Origin of the sequence: Nonomuraea sp. NPDC005983 (genome assembly GCF_040614375.1) — a bacterium.
Lineage (GTDB): Bacteria > Actinomycetota > Actinomycetes > Streptosporangiales > Streptosporangiaceae > Nonomuraea.
Genome location: NZ_JBEXUP010000063.1, coordinates 1 through 24,736, shown reverse-complemented (window position 1 = coordinate 24,736; position 24,736 = coordinate 1). Strand labels below are relative to the sequence as shown.

Annotated in this window: 22 protein-coding genes; 6 read left to right on the top strand and 16 right to left on the bottom strand. The window is 70.4% G+C overall.

Annotation, left to right across the window (positions count from 1 at the left end; translation table 11 throughout):
• Positions 1–112: 112 nt before the first annotated feature.
• The 4 genes from ABZ297_RS25785 to ABZ297_RS25770 form a co-directional block, all read right to left on the bottom strand.
• Positions 113–526, bottom strand: a complete 414-nt coding sequence (locus ABZ297_RS25785; RefSeq protein ID WP_355350854.1) for a peptidase inhibitor family I36 protein — start codon at positions 524–526, stop codon at positions 113–115.
• Positions 527–681: 155 nt separating this feature from the next.
• Positions 682–1,914 carry an MFS transporter gene (locus ABZ297_RS25780; RefSeq protein ID WP_355350852.1) on the bottom strand — a complete coding sequence of 411 codons (1,233 nt, stop codon included), beginning with the start codon at positions 1,912–1,914 and terminating at the stop codon, positions 682–684.
• Between the two features lie 161 nt (positions 1,915–2,075).
• The gene (locus tag ABZ297_RS25775) at positions 2,076–2,960 is read right to left on the bottom strand and encodes a serine protease (RefSeq protein WP_355350850.1); all 885 of its coding nucleotides are present in this window, start codon (positions 2,958–2,960) and stop codon (positions 2,076–2,078) included.
• A 368-nt stretch (positions 2,961–3,328) separates the two neighbouring features.
• On the bottom strand, positions 3,329–3,523 hold the full coding sequence (locus ABZ297_RS25770) for a hypothetical protein (RefSeq protein WP_355350848.1): 195 nt from the start codon (positions 3,521–3,523) through the stop codon (positions 3,329–3,331).
• Positions 3,524–3,797: 274 nt separating this feature from the next.
• Between ABZ297_RS25770 and ABZ297_RS25765 the strand changes: the two genes are divergently transcribed.
• From ABZ297_RS25765 to ABZ297_RS25755, 3 genes are all read left to right on the top strand, one after another.
• A complete protein-coding gene (locus ABZ297_RS25765) occupies positions 3,798–6,152 on the top strand; it encodes a LuxR C-terminal-related transcriptional regulator (RefSeq protein WP_355350846.1) in 2,355 nt (784 codons plus the stop codon).
• Positions 6,153–6,160: 8 nt separating this feature from the next.
• A complete protein-coding gene (locus ABZ297_RS25760) occupies positions 6,161–8,260 on the top strand; it encodes an AAA family ATPase (protein ID WP_355350844.1) in 2,100 nt (699 codons plus the stop codon).
• A 319-nt stretch (positions 8,261–8,579) separates the two neighbouring features.
• On the top strand, positions 8,580–9,416 hold the full coding sequence (locus tag ABZ297_RS25755; protein WP_355350842.1) for an amidohydrolase family protein: 837 nt from the start codon (positions 8,580–8,582) through the stop codon (positions 9,414–9,416).
• A gap of 88 nt (positions 9,417–9,504) precedes the next feature.
• On the opposite strand, the gene ABZ297_RS25750 is transcribed toward ABZ297_RS25755, so the two are convergent.
• From ABZ297_RS25750 to ABZ297_RS25735, 4 genes are all read right to left on the bottom strand, one after another.
• A complete protein-coding gene (locus ABZ297_RS25750) occupies positions 9,505–9,813 on the bottom strand; it encodes a hypothetical protein (RefSeq protein ID WP_355350840.1) in 309 nt (102 codons plus the stop codon).
• The gene (locus tag ABZ297_RS25745; protein WP_355350838.1) at positions 9,800–9,949 is read right to left on the bottom strand and encodes a hypothetical protein; all 150 of its coding nucleotides are present in this window, start codon (positions 9,947–9,949) and stop codon (positions 9,800–9,802) included. The genes ABZ297_RS25750 and ABZ297_RS25745 overlap by 14 nt, the downstream gene beginning before the upstream one ends.
• A gap of 99 nt (positions 9,950–10,048) precedes the next feature.
• Entirely contained in the window at positions 10,049–10,180 is a 132-nt protein-coding gene (locus ABZ297_RS25740) for a hypothetical protein (RefSeq protein WP_355350836.1), read from the bottom strand.
• 53 nt (positions 10,181–10,233) lie between these two features.
• Positions 10,234–12,021: an aldehyde ferredoxin oxidoreductase C-terminal domain-containing protein gene (locus tag ABZ297_RS25735; RefSeq protein WP_355350834.1), complete on the bottom strand. Its 1,788-nt coding sequence runs from the start codon at positions 12,019–12,021 to the stop codon at positions 10,234–10,236.
• A 610-nt stretch (positions 12,022–12,631) separates the two neighbouring features.
• Here ABZ297_RS25735 and ABZ297_RS25730 point away from each other — a divergent pair.
• Positions 12,632–13,528: an AraC family transcriptional regulator gene (locus ABZ297_RS25730; RefSeq protein WP_355350832.1), complete on the top strand. Its 897-nt coding sequence runs from the start codon at positions 12,632–12,634 to the stop codon at positions 13,526–13,528.
• Positions 13,529–13,534: 6 nt separating this feature from the next.
• Here the strand turns inward: ABZ297_RS25730 and ABZ297_RS25725 are convergent, their stop codons facing one another.
• From ABZ297_RS25725 to ABZ297_RS25695, 7 genes are all read right to left on the bottom strand, one after another.
• A complete protein-coding gene (locus ABZ297_RS25725) occupies positions 13,535–15,592 on the bottom strand; it encodes a xanthine dehydrogenase family protein molybdopterin-binding subunit (RefSeq protein ID WP_355350830.1) in 2,058 nt (685 codons plus the stop codon).
• Positions 15,589–16,530 (bottom strand): xanthine dehydrogenase family protein subunit M, encoded by a 942-nt coding sequence (locus ABZ297_RS25720; protein ID WP_355350828.1) that lies wholly within the window; start codon positions 16,528–16,530, stop codon positions 15,589–15,591. Before ABZ297_RS25720 ends, ABZ297_RS25725 begins: the two co-directional genes overlap by 4 nt.
• Positions 16,527–17,051: a 2Fe-2S iron-sulfur cluster-binding protein gene (locus ABZ297_RS25715; protein ID WP_355350894.1), complete on the bottom strand. Its 525-nt coding sequence runs from the start codon at positions 17,049–17,051 to the stop codon at positions 16,527–16,529. Before ABZ297_RS25715 ends, ABZ297_RS25720 begins: the two co-directional genes overlap by 4 nt.
• 108 nt (positions 17,052–17,159) lie before the next feature.
• Complete coding sequence (locus tag ABZ297_RS25710; protein WP_355350826.1) at positions 17,160–18,338, bottom strand: low temperature requirement protein A; 1,179 nt, start codon at positions 18,336–18,338, stop codon at positions 17,160–17,162.
• Positions 18,339–18,340: 2 nt separating this feature from the next.
• Positions 18,341–18,928 carry a methyltransferase domain-containing protein gene (locus tag ABZ297_RS25705; protein ID WP_355350824.1) on the bottom strand — a complete coding sequence of 196 codons (588 nt, stop codon included), beginning with the start codon at positions 18,926–18,928 and terminating at the stop codon, positions 18,341–18,343.
• Entirely contained in the window at positions 18,925–19,848 is a 924-nt protein-coding gene (locus ABZ297_RS25700; RefSeq protein ID WP_355350822.1) for an alpha/beta hydrolase, read from the bottom strand. The genes ABZ297_RS25705 and ABZ297_RS25700 overlap by 4 nt, the downstream gene beginning before the upstream one ends.
• A 32-nt stretch (positions 19,849–19,880) precedes the next feature.
• Positions 19,881–20,186 carry an antibiotic biosynthesis monooxygenase gene (locus ABZ297_RS25695; protein WP_355350820.1) on the bottom strand — a complete coding sequence of 102 codons (306 nt, stop codon included), beginning with the start codon at positions 20,184–20,186 and terminating at the stop codon, positions 19,881–19,883.
• A 252-nt stretch (positions 20,187–20,438) separates the two neighbouring features.
• Between ABZ297_RS25695 and ABZ297_RS25690 the strand changes: the two genes are divergently transcribed.
• Positions 20,439–20,978, top strand: a complete 540-nt coding sequence (locus tag ABZ297_RS25690) for a ferritin-like domain-containing protein (protein ID WP_355350818.1) — start codon at positions 20,439–20,441, stop codon at positions 20,976–20,978.
• Here the strand turns inward: ABZ297_RS25690 and ABZ297_RS25685 are convergent.
• The gene (locus ABZ297_RS25685; protein ID WP_355350816.1) at positions 20,953–23,691 is read right to left on the bottom strand and encodes an AAA family ATPase; all 2,739 of its coding nucleotides are present in this window, start codon (positions 23,689–23,691) and stop codon (positions 20,953–20,955) included. The two genes, ABZ297_RS25690 and ABZ297_RS25685, sit on opposite strands and share 26 nt — an antisense overlap.
• Positions 23,692–24,072: 381 nt before the next feature.
• Here ABZ297_RS25685 and ABZ297_RS25680 point away from each other — a divergent pair, with 381 nt between their 5' ends.
• Complete coding sequence (locus ABZ297_RS25680; RefSeq protein ID WP_355350814.1) at positions 24,073–24,567, top strand: hypothetical protein; 495 nt, start codon at positions 24,073–24,075, stop codon at positions 24,565–24,567.
• Positions 24,568–24,736 lie beyond the last annotated feature (169 nt).

Genomic DNA, 24,736 nt, shown 5'->3' with positions numbered 1-24,736 from the left:
ATCGGCGCGGAATGGCCGCAGCCCAGCCAGATCAGCCGGCAGAGTCAGCGGCCGAGACAGCACGGGACGGCCCGGCATCGCGAACACGATGCCGGGCCCTACGCCGTTTCTGTCAGGTATGAGACTTGACCCGGAATTCGACGGGGGTATTGCACGAGGGGCCGTTCGCGCCGCCGATGCGGACGGAATTGAAGAAGTCGCGGTACGTGCTGAAGAAGTTGCCCTTGCCGCCAGGAGTGGTCACGGCCGAGCAGCCGCCATAGTTGGCCTCGGAGAAGAGGTGGATGTAGGAAGCGGTCCGGTTCCAGTCGGACTTGCCCCGGCCGGCCATGTTCAGCGCGGCGAGATCGGGGGTGTCGCTCTGGATCTCGATGACGTCGCCGGTGCCGTCGAGGCCGGAGAACATGCAGTAGGAGCCGGCGTGACACCGGTCATAGCCGGTGGCGGCCTGGGCCGGAACGGTCGGCAGGACGGACAGCGCGACGGCCGCTGCAGGCAGCACCAGCAGGTGAAGTTTCTTGCCCATTACCCCTCATTGCTTGAAACTTTCTTTCGCTGACGCGATGAACATACACGCTCCGATCTTGCTGACGGAAGGGAAGAACACCCGCGGATTTCGGGATTTATGGGCACGAGAATCCGTCCAACTCGGCTGACCTCTCGATTCCTGACCGAGGCGGCTTACAGCGGTGCGTCTCCGGGTGAGGACGTCCGGAAAATCGTCATTCCCCGTACCAGAAGGAGGCAGGGCGGCACGACGAGCACGATGGCCGCCGCCACCCCGAGAACCACGCCCGTGCTCGTGAGCTCGGCCAGCGGCCCGGTCAGCGCCTGGCCGAAGGGCATCAGCCCGAAGCTGCACAGCCACGCGAACGACGTGATGCGCCCGATCAGGTGGTCGGGGATCTCCCGCTGCAGCGCCACCTCCCACTGGATCGCGTACATCTCGACGCCCGCGCCGGCGACCGCGAAGCAGACGAAGATCGGCAGCGCCGAGCCCGAGAGCAGCAGCGAGAGCGGCGCCGCGGCGTAGAGGGCCATCGACACCATGGCCACGACCCCCACGGCCCGGGGCCGCCACGCCATCGTGAGCAGGCCGCCTGCCAGGCCCCCGATGCCGTAGCAGGTGAGGGCGACCCCGTAGACGGCGGGCGATCCGAAGTGCGCGGTGCTGACGACCGGCAGCAGAACCTGGGTCGGCGCCAGCACGAACATGAGGCTGACGGTCGAGAAGAGCAGGATGGCGAGAACCCAGGGACGCCGCCGTGCCTCCGCCACCCCCGTCGCGATGTCGCTCGCGAACGACGCGCGGGGCGCCGGACTCCACGCCGGCTCCTTGACGCGCCAGAACAGCACGGCCGAGACCAGGAAGACGACCGCCGTGACCACGTACGCGGATCGGGTTCCGGCGACGGCGACCAGCGCCACGCACAGCGCCGGTCCCAGCATGATGCCCGTGCGCACCGAGACGCTGATCAGCGACCTGCCGGAGACGCGTTCGTCCTCTGCCAGGACGCCTCTGAGGATCGCGTTGAAGGCGGGCCGGACGAACGCCTCGGCGACGCCGGAGACGAAGACGGCCGCCGCGGCGGCCCAGAACGAGAGCGTGGACGCCAGCGCCAGCCCGGCGGCCATCATCGCCTGGACGCCGTACGCGGCCAGCATGATCCGCCGCCGTGGTATCCGGTCGGACCATACGCCGCCGACCGGAAGGAAGATCACCAGGGCCACGCCGCGGACGGCGAGCACCAGGCCGAGCGTCGAGGCGTCACCGCCGGCGTTGAGGACGGAGACGGTGATCGCGACCGCGAACACCTGCTCGCCGACCACCGAGGCGATCTGGCTGAACAGGAGTGATCGGAACTGCGCGTTGGCGAGCGCCTGGACCCTGGCGAAAAGGCTCCCTTGCGTCAAGAACCGTCGCCCTCCTCGCCAGTCGACAGCAGCGCCGGCACGACCCACCCGACTGTACGACAGCGCGCTGTCGGACGGCCAGGGGAGCCGGGCCGGCGTGCTCGAACGCGATCAGGCGGCGTCGCCCGCGCCCGCGCCCGCGGGAGCGTGCTTGGACGCGATCAGGCGGCGTTGCGCAGGTCCGCGGGGGCGTCCTTGCCGATGGTGTCGGCGATCCAGGAGCGGTAGTGGGTCACGTCCGTCCAGATGCCGAGGCCGGGCCTGCCGTCGGGGTTGGTGGCGCAGCCTGCGCCGCCGTCCTGGCGCTCCTCAACGTCGTCGCCGTCGCGTGAGGTGGCTCCGATGAGCTCCCAACGGCCGTTCACCTTCCGGATCTGCGGGCCTCCGGAGTCGCCGTTGCAGGCGTTGGCCGCCTTCTTGCCGAGCGCGCCGGTGCACACCTCGGTGCCGCGGTCGAGGGAGACGCATCGCCTGTCGGGGACGCGCACTGTCTCGAGCTCCTGCAGCTGCTTGGGGCCGTACGCGCAGTCCTTCTGGTACTCGCAGGTCATGCCCCAGCCGATGATCCGGGTCGGCTCGCCCACCCGTCCGGGGCTGTCGGCGATGCGGATGGGCTGCAGGTCCACCGGCCGGTCCAGCTGGACGAGCGCGATGTCGCCCTCGGGCTCCCCGCTGGGGTCCGTCCAGCCGGGATGGGTGATGATGCGCTTGACGCTGGTGAGGGCCCCGCCGTTGTCGCGGTCGGGGGAGCCGATCCGCACCTGCGTCTTGCCGGGCTTCATGAGCCCCTCGCAGTGGGCGGCGGTGACGACCCAGTCGGGGGCGATGAGGGCGCCGCCGCAGTGGTGCTCGCGCAGCGTGTTCAGCCGGAAGGACACCATGAACGAGTAGGGCTCGGTCGCCGCCTTCCCGCCGATGATCGCGGGGCGGCCCACGCTCGCCGCGCCGGCGGGGGACGTCTGGAGGACGGTGGCCGCGGCGGCCGTCGAAGCGGTGGTCAGGGCGAGTCCGGCGGCCATGAGGGTGGCGAGCACGGCTGATCGCATGCCAGTTATCTTGAACACACACATCTCCCATGCGTTGAGGGGTGCGTCTGAGGAGACACCTTGGAACGTTCCGGGATTCGGTTGGGGGTTGCCGGCGGCATGCTCATCCCGGTGGCAGCCGTGCAGGACCCACCTCGCACACCGATTCCGTACCGCGAACTTCCGATCGCCGACGAGCCGGACGATCATGCGGGGGAGGGGGGCTGTGCGGCTGGGGCCATGAAGCACCCACCGGCTCAGCTAATGAAGCCGCAGGCGACAGGCTACCTGCCACTTCTCCTGAAAGAAACGCGATGCCCCAGGTCAGAGGGCCTGCGAACGCCCGAGACCGCCGAGCGGACCGCCGATCCGGGCCCCGGGCTCGATCATCACAAAACGTGCGTTCGCGCCGGGACGTGATCGGCGGCTGGTGCGGGGGAGATGGGTGGGGCGTACGGGATCACGCGGATGGTCGTGGGCACGCCGAGGGCCAGGATGTGCCGCTCGATCGCGGCCTTGCTCTCGAAGTGGACGATGCCGCTCTCGCGCTCGGCACCCTGATGGCGGTATGCCCACGACGTCAAGCGCTCCCCGATCGCCCCACAGTCGGCGACCGGTCCGGCACGCCATGCGCATGATCATTGATCGTGATCGTCGCCGGGCGGCTCTCGACAAAATCTGTCCCATCTGCGAGTCCGGTGTTCACCATAGGTCGCCGATAATCTGGTATACCGCCCGACATGTGCGGTGACCAGGCATATTGTCCGGGTGGTCAGCGCCCGTCCGGGGCATATTTTGGTTATATCGGCTCTTGTCGGCGTGGGATGACCCACACGCTCAAGCCGATGCGAGGCATCGATGACCACTGCCACATTGCGCACCTCGGCGCAGACGTACGCCAGCGGGCTGCCCGCTGAGGTAACCAGTTTCATCGGGCGTCGGCACGAAGTAGCGGCAGTCAAGCGCCTGCTGGCCGACGCCCGGATGGTGACCCTCACCGGGCCCGGCGGCGTGGGCAAGACCCGGCTGGCCCTGCGCGTCGCCACCGACGTGCGACGGGCCTTCCCCGGTGGGGTCCGGCTGGTCGAACTCGCCGAACTGGACAACCCGGCATTGCTGCCTCAGGCCATGGTCGCCGCGCTGAAGATCCAGAGTCACTCCGCCCAGCCGCCGATCGAGGTGCTCACCGAGCACCTGCGTGAGCAGCGGGCGCTGGTCGTCCTGGACAACTGCGAGCACGTCCTGGACGAGTCCGCCATGATGGCCCAGACGTTGCTGCGCTCCGCCCCGGAACTGCGCATCCTGGCCACCAGCCGACAGCCACTGGGAGTCGCCTGCGAGCAGGCGTTCCCCGTGCCGACGTTGCCGCTGCCAAGCAGCGAATCCCAGCTCGACACGCCGTCCCCCATGTCCGACGCGGTACGGCTGTTCGCCGAGCGGGCCACGGCCGTGCTGCCCGACTTCGCGGTCACGAGTGAGAACCAGGACACCATCGAGCAGATCTGCCGCCGCCTGGACGGTCTGCCGCTCGGCATCGAGCTCGCCGTCGTGCGACTGCGCGTGCTCTCGATCCGCCAGCTGCTCGACCGGCTGGACGATCTCTTCGGGCTGCTCAGCGCGGGATCGCACGCCACCGCGCCCCGCCACCGGACGCTCCGCGCCCTGATCGACTGGAGTTACGGGCTCTGCACCGAGCAAGAGCGCCTGCTGTGGGGGAGCCTCTCGGTGTTCACCGGCAGCTTGGATCTGGAGGCGGCCGAAGCGGTCTGCGCCGGGGAAGGCATCGCCCGTGACGAGATCATCGATCTGGTGATCGGCCTGGTGGAGAAGTCCGTCCTGATCCGGGAGGACCATCCGTACGGAGTGCGATACCGGCTGCTGGACACGATCCGGCAGTACGGGCGTGAGCGCCTCGTCGCCTCCGGGCGGGAGCGGGAGCTGAAACGCCGGTATCGCGACTACTACCAGCAGCTCTCGCGCGAGGCGCGGGCGCAGCTGTTCGGCCCGGCGCAGGCCAAGCTGCTGACCCGGCTGCGCGCCGAGCATCCCAACCTGCGCACCGCCCTGGAATACTGCCACGCCGAGCACGCCGGGCTCTGCATCGACATGGCGAGCGACCTGCTCGACCACTGGATCACCAGCAGCCACCTGGGCGAGGGACGCGACTGGCTCGAACAGGGACTCGCCGACACTGCCGGCCGGTCCGAGGTCAGGGCGCGGGCGTTCTGCGCATGCGGCTGGCTCGCCATCATCCAGGGCGATCAGGCCTCGGCCATCGGGTTGCTGGCCAAGAGCAGAGCGCTCGGCGAGCAACTCGGGCTGGAACCGGTGCTCGGCTACGTCGCGCTCTACTCCGGAATGGTCGCCATGCATGACGGAGACACCGCATCGGCTATCAGCCTCTTCGAGGAGGCGGTGACCCACCATCGCGCCGGCGGAGACCCCGAGGGCGAAGTCCAGGCGCTGACCTGGCTCTCCCTCGCGCATTCGCTCCTCGGCGGCTCGGAGCGCGCCGTCGCCGCGGCCGAGGAGAGCATCGCCATCTGCGACGCTCACGGCGAGAGCTGGCACAGGGCGTACTCGATGACGGCGCTCGGCATCGAGCTCTGGCGCCAAGGCGAGACGCGGCGCGCGACCGCCTTGGCGCAGGAGAGCCTGCGCGTCTTCCACGCGCTGGACGACGCGGTCGGGGTCGGGCTCGCCATCGAGGTGCTGGCCTGGATCGCCGGCTCACAAGGGGAGTACGCGCGGGCCGGCGAGCTGCTGGGCATCCTGCGCACCATCTGGGACGCGATCGGCGCGCCACTCCTAGGGTTCGGCCACCTCATCCCTTACCACGACGAATGCGAGCTCCGTACGCGTCGCGCCCTTCGCGAACAGGCCTTCCAGACGGCCGTCAAGCAAGGCGCCAGACGCTCCCATGACCAGATGCTCGCTTACGCCCTCATGGAGGAAGCGCCACCTTGCAGCCGATCCGGTGAGCAGGGTCAGTACTCGCCGCTCACCCCACGGGAGATGGAGATCGCCCAGCTCATCGCCCGGGGAATGCGGAACAAGGAGATCGCGGCGGCGCTGGTGATCGCTCAGCGCACCGTCGAAGGCCACGCCGAGCACATCCTGAGCAAACTCGGCTTCACCTCCAGAACCCAGGTCGTCGGCTGGATCGCAGAGCAGGCCCGCCTCACTGGCGAGGAGCCTCCAGGCGGCGAGTGAGCATGCCGGTGAAAGACACGATCTGGAACGTCCCAGGCGCTGAACGGTCAGCGGCGGACCGGCAGCAGGCCGACGCCGACGGTTTCGTCGGACGACGGCACGAGATCTCCCAAGTCAGGCGGATCCTGGCCAAGACCCGCCTGCTGACTCTGACCGGCGCGGGCGGGGTGGGCAAGACTCGGCTGGCGCGACGGGTCAGTCGCGTCGTGCCGCAGAGGTACCGGGACGGGGTTCGGCTGGTGGAGCTGGCCACCATCGACGACGAGGACCTGCTGGCCCCGGCCGTGGCCGCCGCACTGGGAGTCCGCGACACCACACCGGACCTCGTGGCCCTGCTGATAGAGCATCTGGCGGACAAACAACTGCTGCTGGTGCTGGACAACTGCGAGCATCTGCTCGGCGCGTGCGCCCGACTGGTGCACCGGCTCCTGCGCGGCACCTCGCGGCTGCAGATCTTGGCCACCAGCCGCCAGTCGCTCGGGGTGTACGGCGAGCAGGTGCTGCCCGTACCGTCACTGCCGATCCCGCAGCCCGGTGAGAGTACCCGCGACATCGCACGGCGTGACGCCGTGCGCCTCTTCGCGGAGCGGGCGGCGACGACCCGGCCGGGCTTCCTCGTCAACGCGGCCAACGCCCAGGCGGTCGCCCGGCTGACCCGGCACCTGGACGGGATTCCGCTGGCCATCGAGCTGGCGGCGGTACGGCTGCGTACGGCATCGGTGGAAGACCTCGCGGACGAGCTCGACGAGCGTCTGGAAGTACCGGCCGAAGGCGGCCCCGGCACGCTGGCACGCCATCAGACTCTGCGGGCGACGATGGACTGGAGCTTCGGGCTGTGCTCGTCCGGAGAGCGACGGTTGTGGGAGCGACTGTCGATGTTCCCGGGGGGTGTGGATCTGGAGACCGCCGAAGCCGTCTGCCCCGGGCAGGGGCTGGCACGCGAGGACGTGCTGGATCTGATGATCGGGCTCGTGGACAAGTCCATCCTGGGCGGAGCGGAGCAGCACGGCACCGGTGTCCGCCACCGCATGCTGGAGACCATCCGCGCGTACGGAGGCGAACAGCTGCCCGCCGCGGACGCGGAGGCGCTGCGCGAGCGCTACATCGACCACTATCGCCGACTGGCCGGGCGACTGCGCGCGGACCGGATGGAGCCGGACCAGATCGATCGCATCCGGACGCTGAAGCCGGAGCTTCCCAATGTGCGCGTCGCCCTCGACCTCTGTTTCGGCAGGCCCGTCGACGCTCCCGCCGGGTTGGAGATCGCCGCTGCGCTGTGGGGCAACTGGCTCGTCGCCGGTGCTCTCAGCGAAGGCCGGTACTGGCTGAAACGCGGCCTCGCGCTCGTACCCGGATCGAGCGTCACCAGGGTGATGGGCCTTTGGGCCGACGGGCTGCTCGCCCACTACCAGGGTGATCCGGCGGCAGCGGCCGACACGAGGGAGTGCTTGGCGCTCGCGCGGCAGCTGAGGGACGAGGCGGCGCTCGCGTTCGCCGTCCAGCTCTCCGGCGTCGCGGCGTTGTCCGAGGGCGACACCCGGGGCGGGATCGCGCTCCTGGAGGAGGCCCGCACCCGGCACCGGGCGAGAGGCGACGTCCACGCCGTGGGGATCACCCTGTACTTCGCCGCGCTCTTCGCCGCCACGACGAGCCCGGACCGGGCCGCCGCCTACGGTGAGGAACTCGTGAGGTTGTGCGAGGAGCGCAACGCGACGCTCTTCCGTGCGTACGCGCTGTACGCGGTCGGCATGGCCTGTTGGGAGCAGGGCGACTGGCAGCAGACCGAGGCCAGGATGCGGGAGGTGGCCGCGTTCTGGAGCGTCGCGGACGACCGGTGGGGCCTGCCCCAGTGCCTGGAGGCGCTGGCGTGGACGGCTGGGGCGCGCGGCCGGTACGAGCGGGCCGCCCGGCTGCTGGGCGCCGCCCACCTCCTGTGGGAGGCGGTCGCCGCCTCTCCGATGCGGCTGCGGTTCCAGGCGAGATCGCACCAGGAGTGCGCCGAGCGGGCACGTCGCGCACTGGGGGCCCAGGCGTACAGGGCGGCCTTCCGGGACGGTACGCGGCTCGGGCTGCCCGAGGCGGTCGCCTACGCGCTGGAAGAGCCATGACGAGCACCAGCGGGCACCGCCGTTCTCGGCCCGGGTAGCACCGCTGGACATCCACCAGCCGCGGGACGGTGGTGGCGGGCAGCTCCGACCGCACGCTGGCCGAACACGAAGCAGCGGGAACGACCCGTGCTGACGGGAGCGGGAGGTGGCGACCCGCAGCGACCGGAGGCGGCCGCAGTGACCCGCAGCGACCGGGCGGCCGGAGTGAGCCACGGCAACCGGAGGCGGGCAATGGATCCGCGGCGGCCGGAGGTGGGAAGAATGGGGCGCATCGACCGGAGCGATCAGAAATGACCCGTACCGACTGGAGTGAGCTGGAATGAGCCGCATCGACGCGCACCACCACGTCTGGGACCTCGCCGCCCGGGCGCACGAATGGCTCGACCCCGAGCCGGTGGCGCCCATCCGCCGGACCTACACCCTCGACGACCTCACCGAGCACGCGGCCGCGGCAGGGGTGAGCGCGACCGTGCTGGTGCAGGTGCTGCCCGACCTGGCGGAGACGGCTGAGTTCCTGGCCCTGGCCGCGAAGTCCGAGCTGGTGGCGGGCGTCGTGGGCTGGATCGACCTCACCGCGCCCGACGCCGCCGACGTGCTGGCCGGGCTGCCGGGCGGGCTGGTGGGGGTCCGTCACGGCGTGCAGTCCGAGCCTGACCCCGGCTGGCTCACCCGCCCCGACGTCCGCCGCGGGCTCGGCGCGGTCGCCGCCGCGGGTCTGGCCTACGACCTGCTCACGCTCCCGTACCAGCTGCCCGCCGCCATCGACACGGTCGCCGCCATGCCCGAGCTGACGTTCGTCCTCGACCACCTGTCCAAGCCGCCGATCGCCTCGGGGGAGCTCGAACCCTGGGCGAGCCGGATCCGGGAACTGGCCGGGCACCCCAACGTGTACTGCAAGCTGTCCGGGATGGTCACCGAGGCTGACTGGGCGTCCTGGCAGGTGGCCGAGCTGCGGCCGTACGCCGAGACCGTGCTGGACGCGTTCGGGCCCGAGCGGGTGATGTTCGGCTCGGACTGGCCCGTCTGCCTGCTCGCGGCCGAGTACGGGCAGGTGGCCGCCGCCGCGGACGAGCTGTGCGCGGGCCTGTCGGCGGGCGAGCGTGCGGACGTCTTCGCCGGGACGGCCCGGCGCGCCTACCGGCTGGGGGACGGCTGACGCGGGCCGCTCCGGCCTGCGAGAAGACCGGGGTGGACAACGACCTGTAGGCCACGGCGCCGACGCCCCGGCCGCTGTGCCGGGCCGGCTACTCCGACGGGCGGCCGGCACATCCGGGGCAGGACACCATCACCATCGTCCGGGTGACCTCGTTCAGGTGCGTCACCTCGCGGGCCCCCAGGCAGTAGCGGCACAGGTTGAGCCGGGCGTACTGCGGGTCGTTCCACCGCGGGTCGGCCCACACGGGCGGGCGCGGCGGCGGGTTCTCCGGTGTCCACTGCGGACGGCCGTCGTGGCCCCTGCCGTTGCAGAACTCGCAGGCCAGCGCCATCCCGGCCACCCACTCGACCATCGTGCCACCGCACTCGGGGCAGGTGATCGGGTCAGGCGTCGACAAAGCCGCTCCCGGCGCACGAGCGGCACGTGTTCCAGAGCCGCTCCTGATTCTGCTCGCCGTTGAGCTCTTCCCAGTTTCCGCCCTCGCCGAAGCATGCGCCGCACTTGACCTGCTCCGGCTCGTCGTCCTTAGCCATGGCACGAACCGTACCCAGGTGAACGGGGTTCGACCACGGTCCGTAACCGGAATGCGACCGTCCCGTCACGGGAGCGCACCGTGGCCATGGGGTCACCGCTCAGGGCGGCCCCTGGTAACCGGCGGGTGGGGTGTCGGCGTCGTAGCGGGGAAGAGGCAGAGGGCGATCATTGAGGAACGCGGCGATGGCGGCCATCACCTGCGGGTCGTCCTGGTAGGCGTTGTGCCCCACGCCGCGGACGTAGACCAGCCGCGCTTCGGGCAGGCGATGAGGGATGTCCCCGCTCAGTGGTGCGCGGGGGGCCAGCCCAGTTCGGCGTGGAAGGCGTCGCGGGCCTGCTCGAACGCGGCGCGGTCCAGCACCGCGCCCGCGTGGCGTCCCGCCGTGATGGGCTCGTCGTGCAGGCGGGCGGGCAGCTCGTCGGGGCCGCCGCCCTCGCGCGCGGCGTAGGCGCGCATCTCGTCGAGCCGCCGCTGCCCGGCGTCCAGCAGGTCCCGGAGGGTGAAGTCCTCCCCGGAGACGGCGGTGACCAGCGCGGTCAGGCGGGGGATGGTCAGCGGCCTGGTCGGCGAGGACGCGAAGACGCACAGGTTCAGCGCGTCGAGGCCGCTCCACAGCCGCAGCAGGCGGGCGGTGCGGCGGCCCCGCTCCGCGTCGAGCGCGGCGACCGGGGCGGGCTCGACCGCGATCCGCTCCGCCTCGGGGAAGCTGTACGCCAGCCCGAGCTCGGGGTCGAAGTCGAGGTCGTGCTCCAGGGCGTCGTAGCGCGGGCCGCCAGGCGCGATCGCGTACCCGAGCCCGAGCCCCGGCTGGATCCGCGGGTCGAAGCACGGCAGCTCCACGCCCTTGACGGTCATCGCGTACGCCGCCGCCTCCGGGCCGAGCCGCCGGGCGGCTCGCGCCGCCCCTTCGGCGAGCAGGTCGCCGAGGGCGCCGCCCCGTGCCGCGACGTCCCGGATCAGGCCGGGCAGCGACGCGGCGTCGCCGAAGGCGGGACCTCCGGGCAGCAGGCCGCGTTCGGCGCACTCCATCGCGAAGGCGAGCGTCCCGCCGAGGGAGACCGGGTCGAGGCCGAGGTCGTGGCAGAGCGCGTTCGCGCCGAGCACGGCGTCGAGGTCGTCGATCCCGAGATTCCAGCCCAGTGACAGGAACGCCTCCTGCCCGAGCCCGCCCGTCCTGCGCTCGGACGCCGCCGGCGGCGCGTACACCTTGAGGCAGTCGTTCGGGCATCCGGGGCAGCCCCCCGACGTCGCCATCGCGCGCCCGTCGTAGTCGCGCGGGCCGGGGACCCGCAGGCCGGTCGCGCCGGGCACGGAGAAGTTGCGCACGGACGCGTAGCCGGGGTCGAGCGGCTCGCCCACCCACCCGGCGAAACCGGGCTCACCGGCCTGGAGCGCCGCGAGCGGGTTCGTGGCCATCGAGTCGCGGTAGCCCGCGGCCAGCTCGGCGAGCACGGCCGGGTCGGCGACCGCCGCCGGGGCGTCGCCCACGCACACGATCGCCTTGAGGTTCTTCGCGCCGAAGACGGCGCCGAGCCCGTACCGCGCGGCGGGGTACGCGTAGTCGGTCACCACGCTCGCGTACCGGACCAGGTTCTCCCCGGCGGGACCGATCGCCGCGACGTGCGCGCCGTGGCCGTGGCGGGCCCGCAGCGCGTCGGTCGTGGCGGCGACGCCGAGGCCGCGCAGCTCCTCGGCCTCGTGCGCGGAGACCTGGCCGTCCTGGACCAGCAGGTAGGAGAGCCGTTCGGCCCGTCCGACGACGGCCAGCGCCGTGGCGCCCGCGCCGCGGATCCCCGCCGCGAACGGGCCGAGCGCGTGCGCCTCCCCGGCCACCCCCGACAGCGGCGACTTGGCCAGGAACACCGCCTTGGCCAGCCCCGGCGCGGCAGCCCCGCCGAGCGTCCCGGCCGCCACGTACAGCAGCGCCCGCGGGTCGTACGGGTCCAGCCCTGGGGGCGTGCGCTCGGCCATCAGCCGCAGCCCGAGGACGGACCCGCCGAAGTGCCCCTTCTCGGCGGAGCGGTCCTCCCGCTCGACGGTCCCGGCGGTCAGATCGACGATGAACGGCACGGCAGAGCCTCCCAGGGCCACGCGACGCGAAGGACGGGACGGACGCGAACGGGCTGGCTCTTCGCTGGGTCCCCGACGCGGCACGACATCACAGAACCCCGGAAAGCGCAAGACCGCTGGCAGCGCCGGTCAGCGCCGGTCACTGTCGGCTGCTGGTCGGCGCCGGGGCGCTTGACGGCCAGGGCGATCACGTCCGCCGGCTCGTCGAGCTCGCCCGGATCCTCGGTGAGGGCGGCGATGGCCAGCCGGAGGTGCGGCCGTCCCGGACGTACCCGGTACCGGCTGCCGGGCTTTCGAGCGGGACACGCCCGGCCTGGTTGCAGCCCCGTCCAAGCCTTGCTCAAGCCGCCTTCGACCGATGCCGCCTACTTTCACCGCGGCTGCCGCTCACATCCCTTCTACCGAACGGATCTGCTCGTGATCACTCGTCGTACGTGATTGTCTTCGAACCTGCAGCACGCTCACGCTCACCATCGGTGACCACGCCCGAGGAGTCAGAGAGCTGTAGGTTCAACTGTGCAGGTGAAAGCGCCGCCAACCTTGCCGATATTCGACGACCGGGCAGGGCTGTCTGTTGTTGCTGCGCCTCGCCAGTGTTTGGATTGGGATCATGGTCCTAGATGAGCTACGCGACCTCCTGAACCGCCATGCTCGCCCCGATCTCAGCACCTCGATCGAGGACGTCCTGATCTTCAAGGCCGAGCAGCCTCAACCACCGATGCCGACGACCTACGGCAAGGTGCTGGCCATCGTGGCCCAGGGCACGAAACGTTTCGCGCTGGGCGAGCAGATGTACGAGTACCGGGAGGGGCAGTTTCTCATCGCCTCGGTCGACCTGCCGGTGACCGCCCACTTCGCCAAGGCCAGCCCGGACCTGCCGGGGCTCGGAGTCGGGCTGACCCTGTGCCAGGCAACCGTTGCCGAAGTGCTGCTGCAGGCGGCGCCGGGCGATCTGCCGGAGCTCGGCGAGGGCGCACCGCCTGGACTGGCCGTCAGCACCGCCTCCGCCGAGCTTCTCGACGCCGTCATCCGCCTGCTGCGCCTGCTCGACCGGCCCGAGGACATCACCGTCCTCGCGCCGCTCATCAAGCGGGAGATCGTCTGGCGCTTGATTACCAGCGATCAGGGCGCAATTGTGCGCCAGTTCGGCCTCCCCGACAGCAGCCTCAGCCACATCGCCCTCGCCGTGCAGTGGATCCGCGATCACTACGCCCAGCCGTTCCGCGTCGAGGATGTGGCCAAGCTGGCGGGGATGAGCGTCTCGACCTTCTACCGCAACTTCCAGGCGGTCACCGGGATGAGCCCGATCCAATTCCAGAAGCAGATCCGGCTCCAGCAGGCTCGACTCCAACTCGCTGCAGCCCCCAGCGACATCGCGACCGTCAGCCGCCGCGTGGGCTACGACAGCCCCTCGCAGTTCAGCCGCGAGTACCGCCGCCAGTTCGGCGCCCCTCCCCGTCAGGACGCCTCGCGTCTGCGCGCTTCCGCCACGGGATCAACGCGCTGACAGGGCTTACTCCTCCAGTACGCGGTCGAGGCGGATCGGCAGGGATCGTTGGCGAGTCCCGGTGGCGTGCCAAACGGCGTTTGCGATCGCGGCAGCCGTACCGACATTGCCGATCTCACCGGCACCCTTGACGCCCATGGGGATGCCGGGCTCGTAGTCGGACACGAAGTCGGCCTCGATATCGGGCACGTCGGCGTGCGCGGCAATGTGGTAACCAGCGAAGTCCGCGTTGACGTGCCGGCCCGAGACCCGATCGCGGATGCCTTCCTCGTGCAGGGCCATGGACAGCCCTCCGATCAGGCCGCCGATGACCTGGCTGCGGGCCATGAGCGGGTTGACCACGCGGCCGATGGCGTACATCCCGAGCAACCGGCGCACGCGGACCTCGCCGGTGGCCGGATCGACGGTCACTTCGGCGAAGACGGCGCTGAAGGCATGCCGCTCCATAGACGCGAGGTCGCCGAGCAGTTGGGTGGTGTCGACCGTGACCGTCCCGCTGCATCCCTGCTCGCGCATCTTCGTCCCGGCCTCGATGATCGCCCAGACCCAGGAGGTGGTGCCCCGGGATCCGCCCGCGCTCCAGGCCGGGCCGAGGGCGCTGTCGGAGATCTGGAGCCGGATCCGCTCGGTGTCGACCATCAGGGCGTCGGCGGCGACCGCGGTCAGCGCGGTGCGGGCGCCCGTGCCGAGGTCGGTGGCGCCGATGGCCACCGTGAAGGTCCCGTCCGGCTCGGCGCTGATCGACGCCGACGACGGGAACGCCCCGACGCTGAACGACGTGGCGGCCAGTCCGGTGCCCACCAGCAGCGGTCCTTCCCGGCGCAGCCGCGGCCGATGATCACGGGTGTTCCAGCCGAACCGTCGCGCGCCTTCCCGCAGGCACGCGACGAGGTTGCGACTGCTGAACGGCAGGCCGGAAACAGGCCCGACCGACGGCTCGTTGCGCAGCCGCAGTTCGAGCGGATCCATGCCCAGCCGCTCGGCCAGCTCGTCCATAGCGCATTCGAGGGCGAACGATCCGGGCGCGGCGCCGGGTCCCCGCATCGAGTACGGCGGCAGGATGTCCAGCGGGACCGCGGTGAGTCCGGTCCGGATGGCGGGGGCGGCGTAGAGGGTCTTGGTCAGCTCGGTGCAGCCCTCGATGTACTCCGCCAGCGGCGAGATCTCGAAGGCCGGCTCGTGCCAGATCGCCCGCAGCTTGCCGTCGGCCTCGGCGCCGATCCGGATCAGCTGGTCGGTCGCCGGCCGCATCGCGGTCGAGAGGAACACCTGGGAGCGGGTCAGGGTGACCCGCACCGGCCTTTGGAATCGAAGAGCACCCATCGTTGCCAGGATCAGCTGCGGGCCGCATAGACCCTTTGATCCGAAACCGCCGCCAACATGCTCGGTACGGATGTGCACCCGATCAAGCGGCAGGGAGAACAGCGTGGCCAGGGCGGCGGCGATGGTGAACGGCCCCTGGTTGGAGTCGATGGCCTCCAACCGGTCGCCCTCCCACCAGGCGGTCGCCGAATGCGGCTCCATGGCGCTGTGATGCTCCTCAGGCGTTCGATACCGCTCCTCGACGATCATCGCTGACGCAGCCAGCTCGGCCTCCACGTCACCGACATCCACGGGCCCGTCGAAGAGGGTGATCGCCGGACGGCCCGCCGGATGATCGGCGCTGAACTCCGTGTCGTGCGGCTCCTCGTCGTAGGTGACCAGCAGCGCCTCCGCTGCCGCCTGGGCCTGCTCCAGCGTCTCGGCCACCACCAGCGCGACCGGCCTGCCGGCGAAGGGGATCACCTCGTCCTGCAACAGCTGGAGCTGGCCGTCCGGGCCGAAGAAGCCGCCCGCCTTCGGGTTGAGGCGGGGCGCGTTGCGGTGGTCGAGCACGCCGAGCACGCCGGGCATATCCTGGACGGCCGAAATGTCGATGTCGCGGATGCGTCCCCGGGACACGGTCGACAGGACGGCCGCACCGAAGGCCAGGCCCTCGATCGGCACGTCGGCCGCGTACCGTGCGGCCCCGGTGACCTTGGCTGGTCCCTCGATTCGCGGCCGGGCGACTCCGACGGCGTTCATGCGCACACCTCGCTCAGGACGGAGACGATGAGATTGCGGGCCAGCGTCACCTTGTAGCCGTTGCTGGGCAGCGGTTCGGCGGCGGACAGTTCGGCATCGGCGGCGGCCCGGAAATCGCCAGGATTGTCCAGCAGAACGGCCTCAGCGGTCCGGGCTCGCCAAGGCTGTGAGGCGACCCCGCCGAGGGCGATCCGCACCGAGCCCTCATCATCGATGCCCACCGCGATGGAGACGGTGGCGAAGGCATACGATGCACGCTCGCGGACCTTCCGGTAGCGCGACCGCGGAAACGACCCACTGAGACTGATCGCAGTAATCAACGCTCCCGGCGGCAGCGCCGACTCCTCGTGGGGCGTGTCCCCGACGGGCAGGTAGAACCCCGCCAGCGGGATCTCCCCGGGGCCGTCGAGCGTCTCGTAGTGCACGACCGCGTCGAACGCCAGCAGCGCCACCGCCATGTCCGAAGGATGGGTGGCCACGCAGCTTGAGGTCCAGCCGAGGATCGCGTGGTTGTGGTGCTCCCCGGCGATCGCCGGACACCCGGTGCCTGGCACCCGCTTGTTGCACACCTGCGTGGCGAAATACCCGCACCGGGTCCGCTGCAGCAGGTTGCCACCCACCGTGGCCATATTGCGTAGCTGGCCCGACGCACCCGCCAGCACCGCCTGGCTCAGCGCCGGATACCGTCGCCGCACGTCGGGATGGGCGGCAAGGTCGCTGTTGGTCGTCGTGGCACCGATGACCAGCCGGCCGTCCGCTGTCTCGCGGATGCCGTCGAGCGGCAGGAAGCGCACGTCCACCAGGCGGGTGGGCGCCTCGACCCCGTCTTTCATAAGATCGACGAGGTTCGTGCCGCCGCCCAGGTAGCGGGCGCCGCCGTCGGCTGCGATCAGCGCGTCATGGACGTCCACCACACGCTGATAGGCAAACTCCTTCATTCCGCCACCACTTGGAGCACGGCACGCACGATCGACGGGTACGCGCCGCAGCGGCACAGGTTGCCGCTCATCCGTTCGCGCACCTCCGCCGCGTCCAGCGCCGGCGCCGGGCAGTCCGGTGACACATCGGCGGTGACCGCGCTGGGCCAGCCCGCCGCATGCTCGGCCAGCATGCCGACGGCCGAGCAGAGCTGCCCGGAGGTGCAATAGCCGCACTGGAAGCCGTCGAGCCGGATGAACGCCTCCTGCATCGGCAGCGGCTCGCCATCCACGGCAAGGCCCTCGACGGTCGTGACGGCGGCGCCCTCGGCCGCGACCGCCAGCGTCAAGCACGACACCACGCGCCTGCCGTCGATCAGCACGGTGCAGGCGCCACACTGCCCGTGGTCGCAGCCCTTCTTCGGTCCGGTGCAGCCGATGTCTTCACGCAACGCGTCCAGCAGCGTCGTGCGATTGTCGACGGTCAACCGATGCGTCACGTCGTTGACCCGCAGCGATATCTCGCTGCGATGCTCGTTCATCATCGTTCTTCCTTTCTCGACAAGCATGGATTCACGCAACCAGGCAGGCCAGGGGCAGAACGAGCCCCAAAACTCGCGCGTCCTTGCCCATTCCTGCCTGCCACACCGTCACCGGAACCCCGCGTATCGCCGGGTCTCGACGACGATCAGGGCAGTCAGGACAGCCACCACGCCGGCCAGCCCGGCAAGCGGCGGGAGCAGCGCGGCGACCGGCGCGACCGCCAGGAGGGCGCAGGCCGCCACCAACTGAGGGGGACCGAAGGTGTGGTGCATCCGGAACCTGAACAGCAGATGCCCGACGAGGTAGAGCGCGGCACCGCCGTAGAGCGCGAGCGCCGAGAACACTCCCAGCGGCTCGCCGTCGTCGACGTACGCGACCACGCCCTCGATGCCCAGCGCGGTGAGCATGATGCCGGCGACGATCGGGAAGTGCCCGTAGGTGTAGGCCTCGACCGCCAGGCTGACCCGCCTTTCGCCACGCAGGCTGCCGAGCCGGTGCGCGGCAGCGCGCGACACCACGTCGAAGTACAGCCACCACAGGCACACCGCGACGGCGATGCCCAGGATGGCCGCGAGTAGCAGGGCCACGCTGATCGGCTGGCCTGCGGCGCCGACCCCGATGGCAACGACCGACTCGCCGATGGCCACGATCATGAACAGGCCATGCCGCTCGGTCAGGTGCGCCGGGCTGTGCAGCCGCCAGTGGCCGTGCCTGGTGGTGAAGTAGATACCGGCCCAGTCCACCAACAGAGCGACGCCGAACAGCAGGACCTGTGCCCAGCTCCCGAGCAGGGCCCCGGACACGAGCAACGCCGCGCTCGCCAGCAAGGGCAGCCAGGTGATGGCGATCTGACGCCGCAGGCCGGGATCACCGTCCGCGGCCACGGCATAGACCGTGAGGTGCACCCAGCGCACCAGTAAGTAGGCCACCACCAGCACGAGGGGACTGCTCAAGCCGCCCGGCCCGTCGGCCCAGGCTTCCGGGATGGTCAGGGCGACCACGAACATCGCCGCCATCGCGACGATCATCCTGGCCCGCAGCAGGCCCTCGTCGGCCCGTGAATGGTTGCCCAGCCAGGTGTAGCCCGACCAGGCACCCCACAGCAAGGCCAGCGTCAAGAGCCCCTGGAGCACGCCGCCGGCGCTGCGCTCGCGCGCCATGTGCCCGGTGATCTGGGTGATCGCGAAGACATAGACGAGGTCGAAGAACAGCTCGAAGGGCGTCGCCCGGTGGTCCTCGCCGGTCGAGCGTACGGCCGGCCGGTTCTTGCCATGTCGCACCTTCATGATCAACCTCTGGGTCTCCGGCAGATGTAGGCGAACGCGGGCGGCAGGTTGGCCCACACCGTCCGGCTGACCACGACCTCCTCGAACCGCCCGGCCAGGGACTTCCGCAGCCGTCGCGCCGACGGCGCCCACCGCGTGTACGTGTACGCGAACGTGGTGAACACGCCGTCCGGGGCGAGGACGTCAGTGACGGCGCCGAGGAGGTCGCGCTGTGTACTCGCGGCGAACGCCGCCCAGGGCAGGCCGCTCACGATCACGTCCGCCCGGTGGTGGCCGCGCGCCGCCAGCACCTCGCGGAGCTCGCGGGCGTCGGCCACGGCGACGTCGACCTGCGGGAAGCGAGTGGCGAGACGCTGCGCGAACCGCTCGTTGACCTCGACGGCCAGGTGGTGGCCGCGGCCGTCCAGCCGCCGCTGGATAGCGGCCGTGAACGCCCCCGTGCCAGGCCCGAGCTCGACCACCAGCGGGGCGCCGTTCCGCGGGACGGGCGCGGTGACAAGGTCGGCCAGCGGCTCACCGCTCGGCGCGACGGCGCCGACGGTCAAGGGGGCGCGGACGAACTCGTGCAGGAACGCGGCACGCTCGCTCATTCGACGTCCTCCAGGATCCGGGCCAGCCAGTCGTTTCTGGTACGGCGAGCCGCGAGCGAAATCCGCGCCTTCGGGTACAGCGCGTCGAAGCCGTGAAAGCCGCCCGCCCAGATATGCAGCTCGGCCTGGCCGCCGGTGGCCCAGATCCGGGTGGCGTAGGTGACGTCCTCATCGCGGAACACCTCGGCGGTCCCGGCGTCGATGTAGGTGGTCGGCAAGCCGGACAGGTCGTCGGCGATCGCGGGTGACACGTAACCGGAAACCTCCCCGTTCCCGATCACCGAGCGCCAGCCGAACTCGTTCATCTCGCGGGTCCAGACACCGGGGTCGCCGGAGTACTGGTGGCTGGAGGTGGTGATGTTGCGGTGGTCGAGCATCGGACAGATCAGTACCTGCGCGGCGATCGAGGGGCCGCCGCGGTCACGAGCCAGCAGGGTGAGCCCGGCGGCGAGGCCACCACCGGCGCTGGCCCCCGCGACGATGATGCGATCCGGGTCGACCCCCAGCTCGGCGGCGTGCTCGGCGACCCAGAGCAGGCCCCGGTAGCAGTCCTCGACCAGGGCCGTACCAGTGGCCTCAGGCGCCAGCCGGTACTCCACGGAGACGACGACGGCGCCGAACCGGTCGAGCCAGTCCAGGGCGATGCCGATCTGCGAGAATCTGTCCCCCATGACCATGCCGCCGCCGTGGATCCAGAACACGCACGGCGCCCCCGCCGGGTGACCGGCCGGGCTGAAGATCGACAGCGGGACGGGGTCGGTGACCTCCCGGCGAGCGACGCAACGCCCTTCGAGGAGGGCGTCGATCGCCGTCGACGGGAGCAGGCGCAGCTGGGCGAGTATCTCGGTGTCGAGCTCGGACCTGAGGGGCAAGTCGGCGAGGAGCGCCTGCAGCTCAGGGTCGAGGTGGGGTCGTGCCATCGTGGACTCCCCTCGCTGGGAACGGTGCGGGCTCACAGCGCGGCCTTACCGCCGACCGGCACCTCGTCGGTGTACCGCGACTCGCCAGCCAGCAGCGGCTGCAGCGCCGCGACCATCGCCTTGGCCGGCTCGGTCGCGAAGAACCTGGCGTGGGCCTCCTGGCTGACCCAGCCCTCGGTGACATAGACGGTGTCCGGGTCGCCGGCCGAGCGGCCGACCAGGAAGACGACGCAGTCGTCGTTCGGCAGGGACGGCGCGTCGAGCAGGGCTTCGACCAGCTCGTCGCCCTTTCCGGCCTGCGCGGTCATGGTGGCGTGGAAGCCGTGGCCGATGGTCATGAGGTTCTCCTCACTCGTGGAACTCGTTGCAGCCCACTGTCGGCGTGGCCCGGCCGTACCACATCAGTCATCCGACTCTGCGGGGGATGGCCCGCCGCAGCCGATGACCTAACCGCTTATGTACGGCGGGCCCCGCGACCCACCCATCAGGCCTGGTCGGGGGCGTTAGGTCATTTGACAGATGCATGGCTCCGGCCCATGCTCGACCATCGTCACGTGACGAGTCCTCCAGAGCCGCCAGTCGTCCTGCGCATGCGCGAGGTCCGGGACCGAGCCCTGTTCGACCTGGACGACGGGCCGGTCACCCCGTCGAACCGCGCCGAGCTGACCGCGCTCGCACACCTGCTGAACGCCCTGCTGGCCAGCATGGTCGTGTCCTCGTTGCAGTACGAGCAACATGCATTGCTGGTCCGTGCACCGTCATATCGGCCGGTGGCCGAGTTTCTCTACGCTTGCGCCGACCGCGACCGCGCCGGCGCGCGGATGCTTGCTGTACGCATCGGGCAGCTCGGCTTCGTCGCCGAGTACGACCCGCAGCACCTGCCCGCGTGGTCGCGCCTCACCTTCCAGACGTTCCCGGACGGAGACCTCGCCGGCATCGTGACACAGGACCTGGTCGGGGTGCGGATCCTCGTTCAGACGCTGCAGGAGGCGGCGCGCTGGGTCGGGGCCGACGATCCCACCACCCGGCGCCTTCTGGAGCGGCTACTGGAGGACAAGGAGGCCCAAGCAGACGAACTCAGCGCGCAGTCACAGGCGAGAACCGCTACCGGTCCGACAGCGCATCCCTGAGCCCGGCCCGCGTCGTGACGCCAAGCTTGGGGAAGATGCGGTACAGGTGCGCGCCGACCGTGCGATGAGACAGGTACAGCCGCTCCGCGATCTGCTTGTTGGTCAGTCCGCTCGCCGCCAGCCGCGCGATCTGCAACTCCTGCGCCGTCAGAGCGGCGGGGCCGCTGGACGACCCGTCGGCCTGCCGGAATCCGGTAGCGCGGATCTCCCTCCGCGTGCGCTCGAGCCAGGGCTCGGCAGCCATCGCAGCAAAACCGTCACGCGCGGCGAGGAGGTGGCGGCGGGCCTCCGCGGCCAATCTGGCACGCCGCAGCCGCTCGCCGAGGACGAGCCGGATTCTCGACGCGTCCCACAGCCAGCGTTCCACCGCAGGATCCAACAGCAGGGATTGCACCTTTTCAGGATCACCGTCGAACACGAGGAACTCTGCCGCCTCCTGAATCAGTGCCATCCTGGGCGACAGCCCGGCCACGTCGACGGCCCGCATAGCCTCGACGTGCGCTCTGGCCTCGACCGTGCGCCCCGTCCGCATCGCCGCCTCGACCAGGTCGAACATGACCCACGTGCAGTGGGGCGCATGCGAGGCCAGGACGCCCGGCGGGCTCATCGCCGCAGCGTGGTGGAAGGCGGCGTCGAAGTCTCCCTGGCCCATTGCCGAGAGGACGCGCGGATGCTGGGCAAACAGGGCCGCGGCCGTCACGCCGCGTGGGAGCGCCCAGTGGGTGATCTCGTCGGCTAGCGCGTACGCCTCGTCGAACCGCCCTCGTCCGGCGGCGAGGATCGCCCTGTTGTACAAGAAGTACCACCTGAAGAAGGAGAAGCCGCTGGTGTCACAGACCCGCTGTCCCTCGAGGGCGAGCCGCTCGCCCTCCTCCCACCGGCCGACGAGGTAGTCGTCCAGGCACAGGTGCATCAGGGCGCCGAGGTGCCGACGCGGAGCTCCCCCCTCTCGTCCCTGCTGGACCAGCCGCCACGAGGACTCACGGCAGTCACCCAGGCGGTCCAGGTAGACCGACGCCGTGCCGATCCGCATGATCCGCGTGGGGTCGGTTTCATCAGCGAGCGTGGCGAGGACGGCCTGGCTGCTCTCCAGCGCCGACGCTGCCGTGCGGACCGGATCGGGAAAGGTTTTGCTCGCCAGCGCCAGGACGTCTGGCGGTCGTGGCTCCAGCCTCCGCAGCGCTCGATCGAAGGGCTCCCAGTACTCCGGGGCGCTGCCGTACCAACAGAGCAGCATCAACGTGTGCATAGCCTCGATCAGCGCGGGATCCTCGGCGTGGTAGCCGTGGTCCGCGGTCTCGATGGCGCCGGCCAGCAGTCGGTGGGCTGTGGCTACGTCGCCGTCCCCGTTGAGCATCAGGAAGGCGGCCGCGTTCGCCGCATGGAGCGAGCCGACGGAATCCGGGGCCGCCCTACGCGCATCGGACAGGAGCGTCTTCGCATCGTCGAGAGCGCCGCTGGCCTCGGCGCCGATGTAGGCGGCCTCGGAGAGCCGCCGGCCCCGATCGGCGCTTGTCGCGCTCAGCTCGGCGGCGCGGATCAGCGCCGCGATCGCCGCGAATGCGTCCCCGCGGAGCATGACGCGATGCGCCGAATCCTCGAGCAGGGCCGCGACCGCTTCGTCCGGGCCGGCGGCGGCCGCGGCGAGGTGCCATGCCCGGCGTTCCTGATCATCGATCAGGGCGCCCGCGAGTGCGATGTGCGCGCTCCGGCGCTCCTCGTGCGTGGACTCTGCCACGATCGCCGACCGGATCAGCGGGTGGCGGAAGGCGATCCGCGCCGTGGCATCGTCCACGCGTACCAGCTGCGCCCGCTCGGCCGGGGCGAGGTCGGCCAGCCCCTGACCGTCCTCAAGGGCGGCCCTGAGCGGCCGAACGTCGCCGGTGCCCTCGAACGTGGCCAGCAAGAGCATCCTGCGGGTCGATTCCGGCAGATCAGCGATCCGCGCGGCAAACATCGCCTGGAGCCGGTCGCTGAGCGGCACCACCTCGGGTTGCACCATCGCCTGATGCGCCGAGCCGAGCAATGTGGACGGCAGCTCCGTCAACGCCAGCGGGTTGCCCTGTGCGAGATCGAGCAACCGTTGCCGGATTCGCGCGGGCATCTCCGGATGGTTGGCATCGACCAGCTGCCGAGCCCCCACGTGATCCAGCGGATGGACCACCATCTCCGCCAATCCCCGCGGGTCCAGGAAGCTCACCGACCCGGTCCGCGCGGAGACCAGCAGACCAGCTCGCACGCCCTCCAGACGGCGCGCGACGAATCCCAGCACCACGGCGCTGGCCCGGTCAATCCATTGGAAGTCGTCCACCAGAAGGGCCAGCGGCACCTCGGCGGCCACCGTCTTGACCAGTAGGAGGGCCGCGTTGCAGACCAGGAGCGCGTCCGTGGGCGCGCCGACGCCGAACCCGAGCGCCACCGACAGCGCCTCCCGCAGAGCTGATGGCAGCCGCTCGATGTCCGCGTTCACTGGAAGAAGCAGCTGATTGAGGCAGGAGTAGCTGACGTCCGCTTCGAACTCTGACCCGGACGCCCGCAGCACCCGCATATCTGCCGTTATGGCGAGCTCGGCCGCGGCGCTCAACAGAGCGGACTTGCCCACACCGGGCTCGCCCCGCATCAGCTGCGCGTCGCCATGCCGCCGAGCGCTGTCGAGAAAGCCGGACAGCTCTTCGAGTTCAGCACGGCGGCCAAAAAGTTCAACGCTGGCCACAGGTACCTCACGGCGTCGGTTATTGCCCACCAGCCACCCGGCGTGCCGCCCAACTACAAGCTGCTGCGAGCATAACCGTCACCCCATCGACCTCACATGATGCGTTCGCCTCTGCCCACAAAAGGCGGGCATTGGGCAAAAGGTCGCGACCATTGAGCAACTCTTGCGGGCACATCGGCGGGCCGATAGCGAGAGCGAATTGCACCGGTCTGCGAGGCCAGTCGTCGGCCGTCTCAATTTCACCAGCGAGGAAGAAGAGGAAGAAGAGGAGTACTGGGAGGACGACGTCGAACGGTCTCTGTCGGCGGTCGTTGTGTTCGCGCCGAGCTCGCCGCTGGCGACCTGCGGCCCCTCTACCTGGCCTGGCTGTCGGCCTACGGCATGTGGGAGCGCGACGAGGAAGCCTTCGACTACGCCGAAGAGGACGAGCCGGAGCCACCTGTCCCGCCTGGACTGGGCTCGCTCAGTGCCGCCCAGCGTGCCCTAGTCGACTTCCTGCGCCTGGACGACGACCTCCTCGCGGCCGCCGCCGAGGCCAGCCCACCGGCGCAATCCGTACAACATGATCGGAGGGCCCTGGCCGCCTGGATCGGCGGCCTGCCCGCCGAGCACAAGAACGCGCTGCTGCTGCGCGTGGCCGAGGACGACGCCGCGCGCGTCCAATGGGAACTGTTGCGCGAATTGGGCGACGAAACCCTATCCCAGGTGGAGGCGGGGCGGGCGATCACCGAGCTGCTGGACACTGCCAGCCGCTCGACGGCGCCTCGGCGATCCCGGCGCAGCGCAAGGCCCGCCGCGAATACGCGAACCGCATCAACGCCCTTGCGTTCACTACCGGGCCATGATCAATCTCAGCGCCAACCATGGTTCGCTTGATCCCCGAGGCCGGACCGGCCCGCCTTCCCCAAGACAAAGGACGAAAGGGGCATCAACTCGCGCAACGCCCTCTGAGAGGGCGTTTAGGGAGTGCTCGCGGCTCTATGTGCCACTCTGGCCGTCCGGCGAGCTGACCGTTCCGTAGGACTTGATGGACTTTGTCCACGGC

Coding starts and splice junctions, on each gene's coding strand:
- ABZ297_RS25785 (WP_355350854.1), bottom strand. CDS start 526: ATGGGCAAGAAACTTCACCTGCTGGTGCTGCCTGCAGCGGCCGTCGCG.
- ABZ297_RS25775 (WP_355350850.1), bottom strand. CDS start 2,960: ATGCGATCAGCCGTGCTCGCCACCCTCATGGCCGCCGGACTCGCCCTG.
- ABZ297_RS25765 (WP_355350846.1), top strand. CDS start 3,798: ATGACCACTGCCACATTGCGCACCTCGGCGCAGACGTACGCCAGCGGG.
- ABZ297_RS25755 (WP_355350842.1), top strand. CDS start 8,580: ATGAGCCGCATCGACGCGCACCACCACGTCTGGGACCTCGCCGCCCGG.
- ABZ297_RS25745 (WP_355350838.1), bottom strand. CDS start 9,949: ATGGCTAAGGACGACGAGCCGGAGCAGGTCAAGTGCGGCGCATGCTTC.
- ABZ297_RS25730 (WP_355350832.1), top strand. CDS start 12,632: ATGGTCCTAGATGAGCTACGCGACCTCCTGAACCGCCATGCTCGCCCC.
- ABZ297_RS25725 (WP_355350830.1), bottom strand. CDS start 15,592: ATGAACGCCGTCGGAGTCGCCCGGCCGCGAATCGAGGGACCAGCCAAG.
- ABZ297_RS25720 (WP_355350828.1), bottom strand. CDS start 16,530: ATGAAGGAGTTTGCCTATCAGCGTGTGGTGGACGTCCATGACGCGCTG.
- ABZ297_RS25715 (WP_355350894.1), bottom strand. CDS start 17,051: ATGAACGAGCATCGCAGCGAGATATCGCTGCGGGTCAACGACGTGACG.
- ABZ297_RS25710 (WP_355350826.1), bottom strand. CDS start 18,338: ATGAAGGTGCGACATGGCAAGAACCGGCCGGCCGTACGCTCGACCGGC.
- ABZ297_RS25705 (WP_355350824.1), bottom strand. CDS start 18,928: ATGAGCGAGCGTGCCGCGTTCCTGCACGAGTTCGTCCGCGCCCCCTTG.
- ABZ297_RS25700 (WP_355350822.1), bottom strand. CDS start 19,848: ATGGCACGACCCCACCTCGACCCTGAGCTGCAGGCGCTCCTCGCCGAC.
- ABZ297_RS25695 (WP_355350820.1), bottom strand. CDS start 20,186: ATGACCATCGGCCACGGCTTCCACGCCACCATGACCGCGCAGGCCGGA.
- ABZ297_RS25690 (WP_355350818.1), top strand. CDS start 20,439: ATGCGCGAGGTCCGGGACCGAGCCCTGTTCGACCTGGACGACGGGCCG.
- ABZ297_RS25680 (WP_355350814.1), top strand. CDS start 24,073: ATGTGGGAGCGCGACGAGGAAGCCTTCGACTACGCCGAAGAGGACGAG.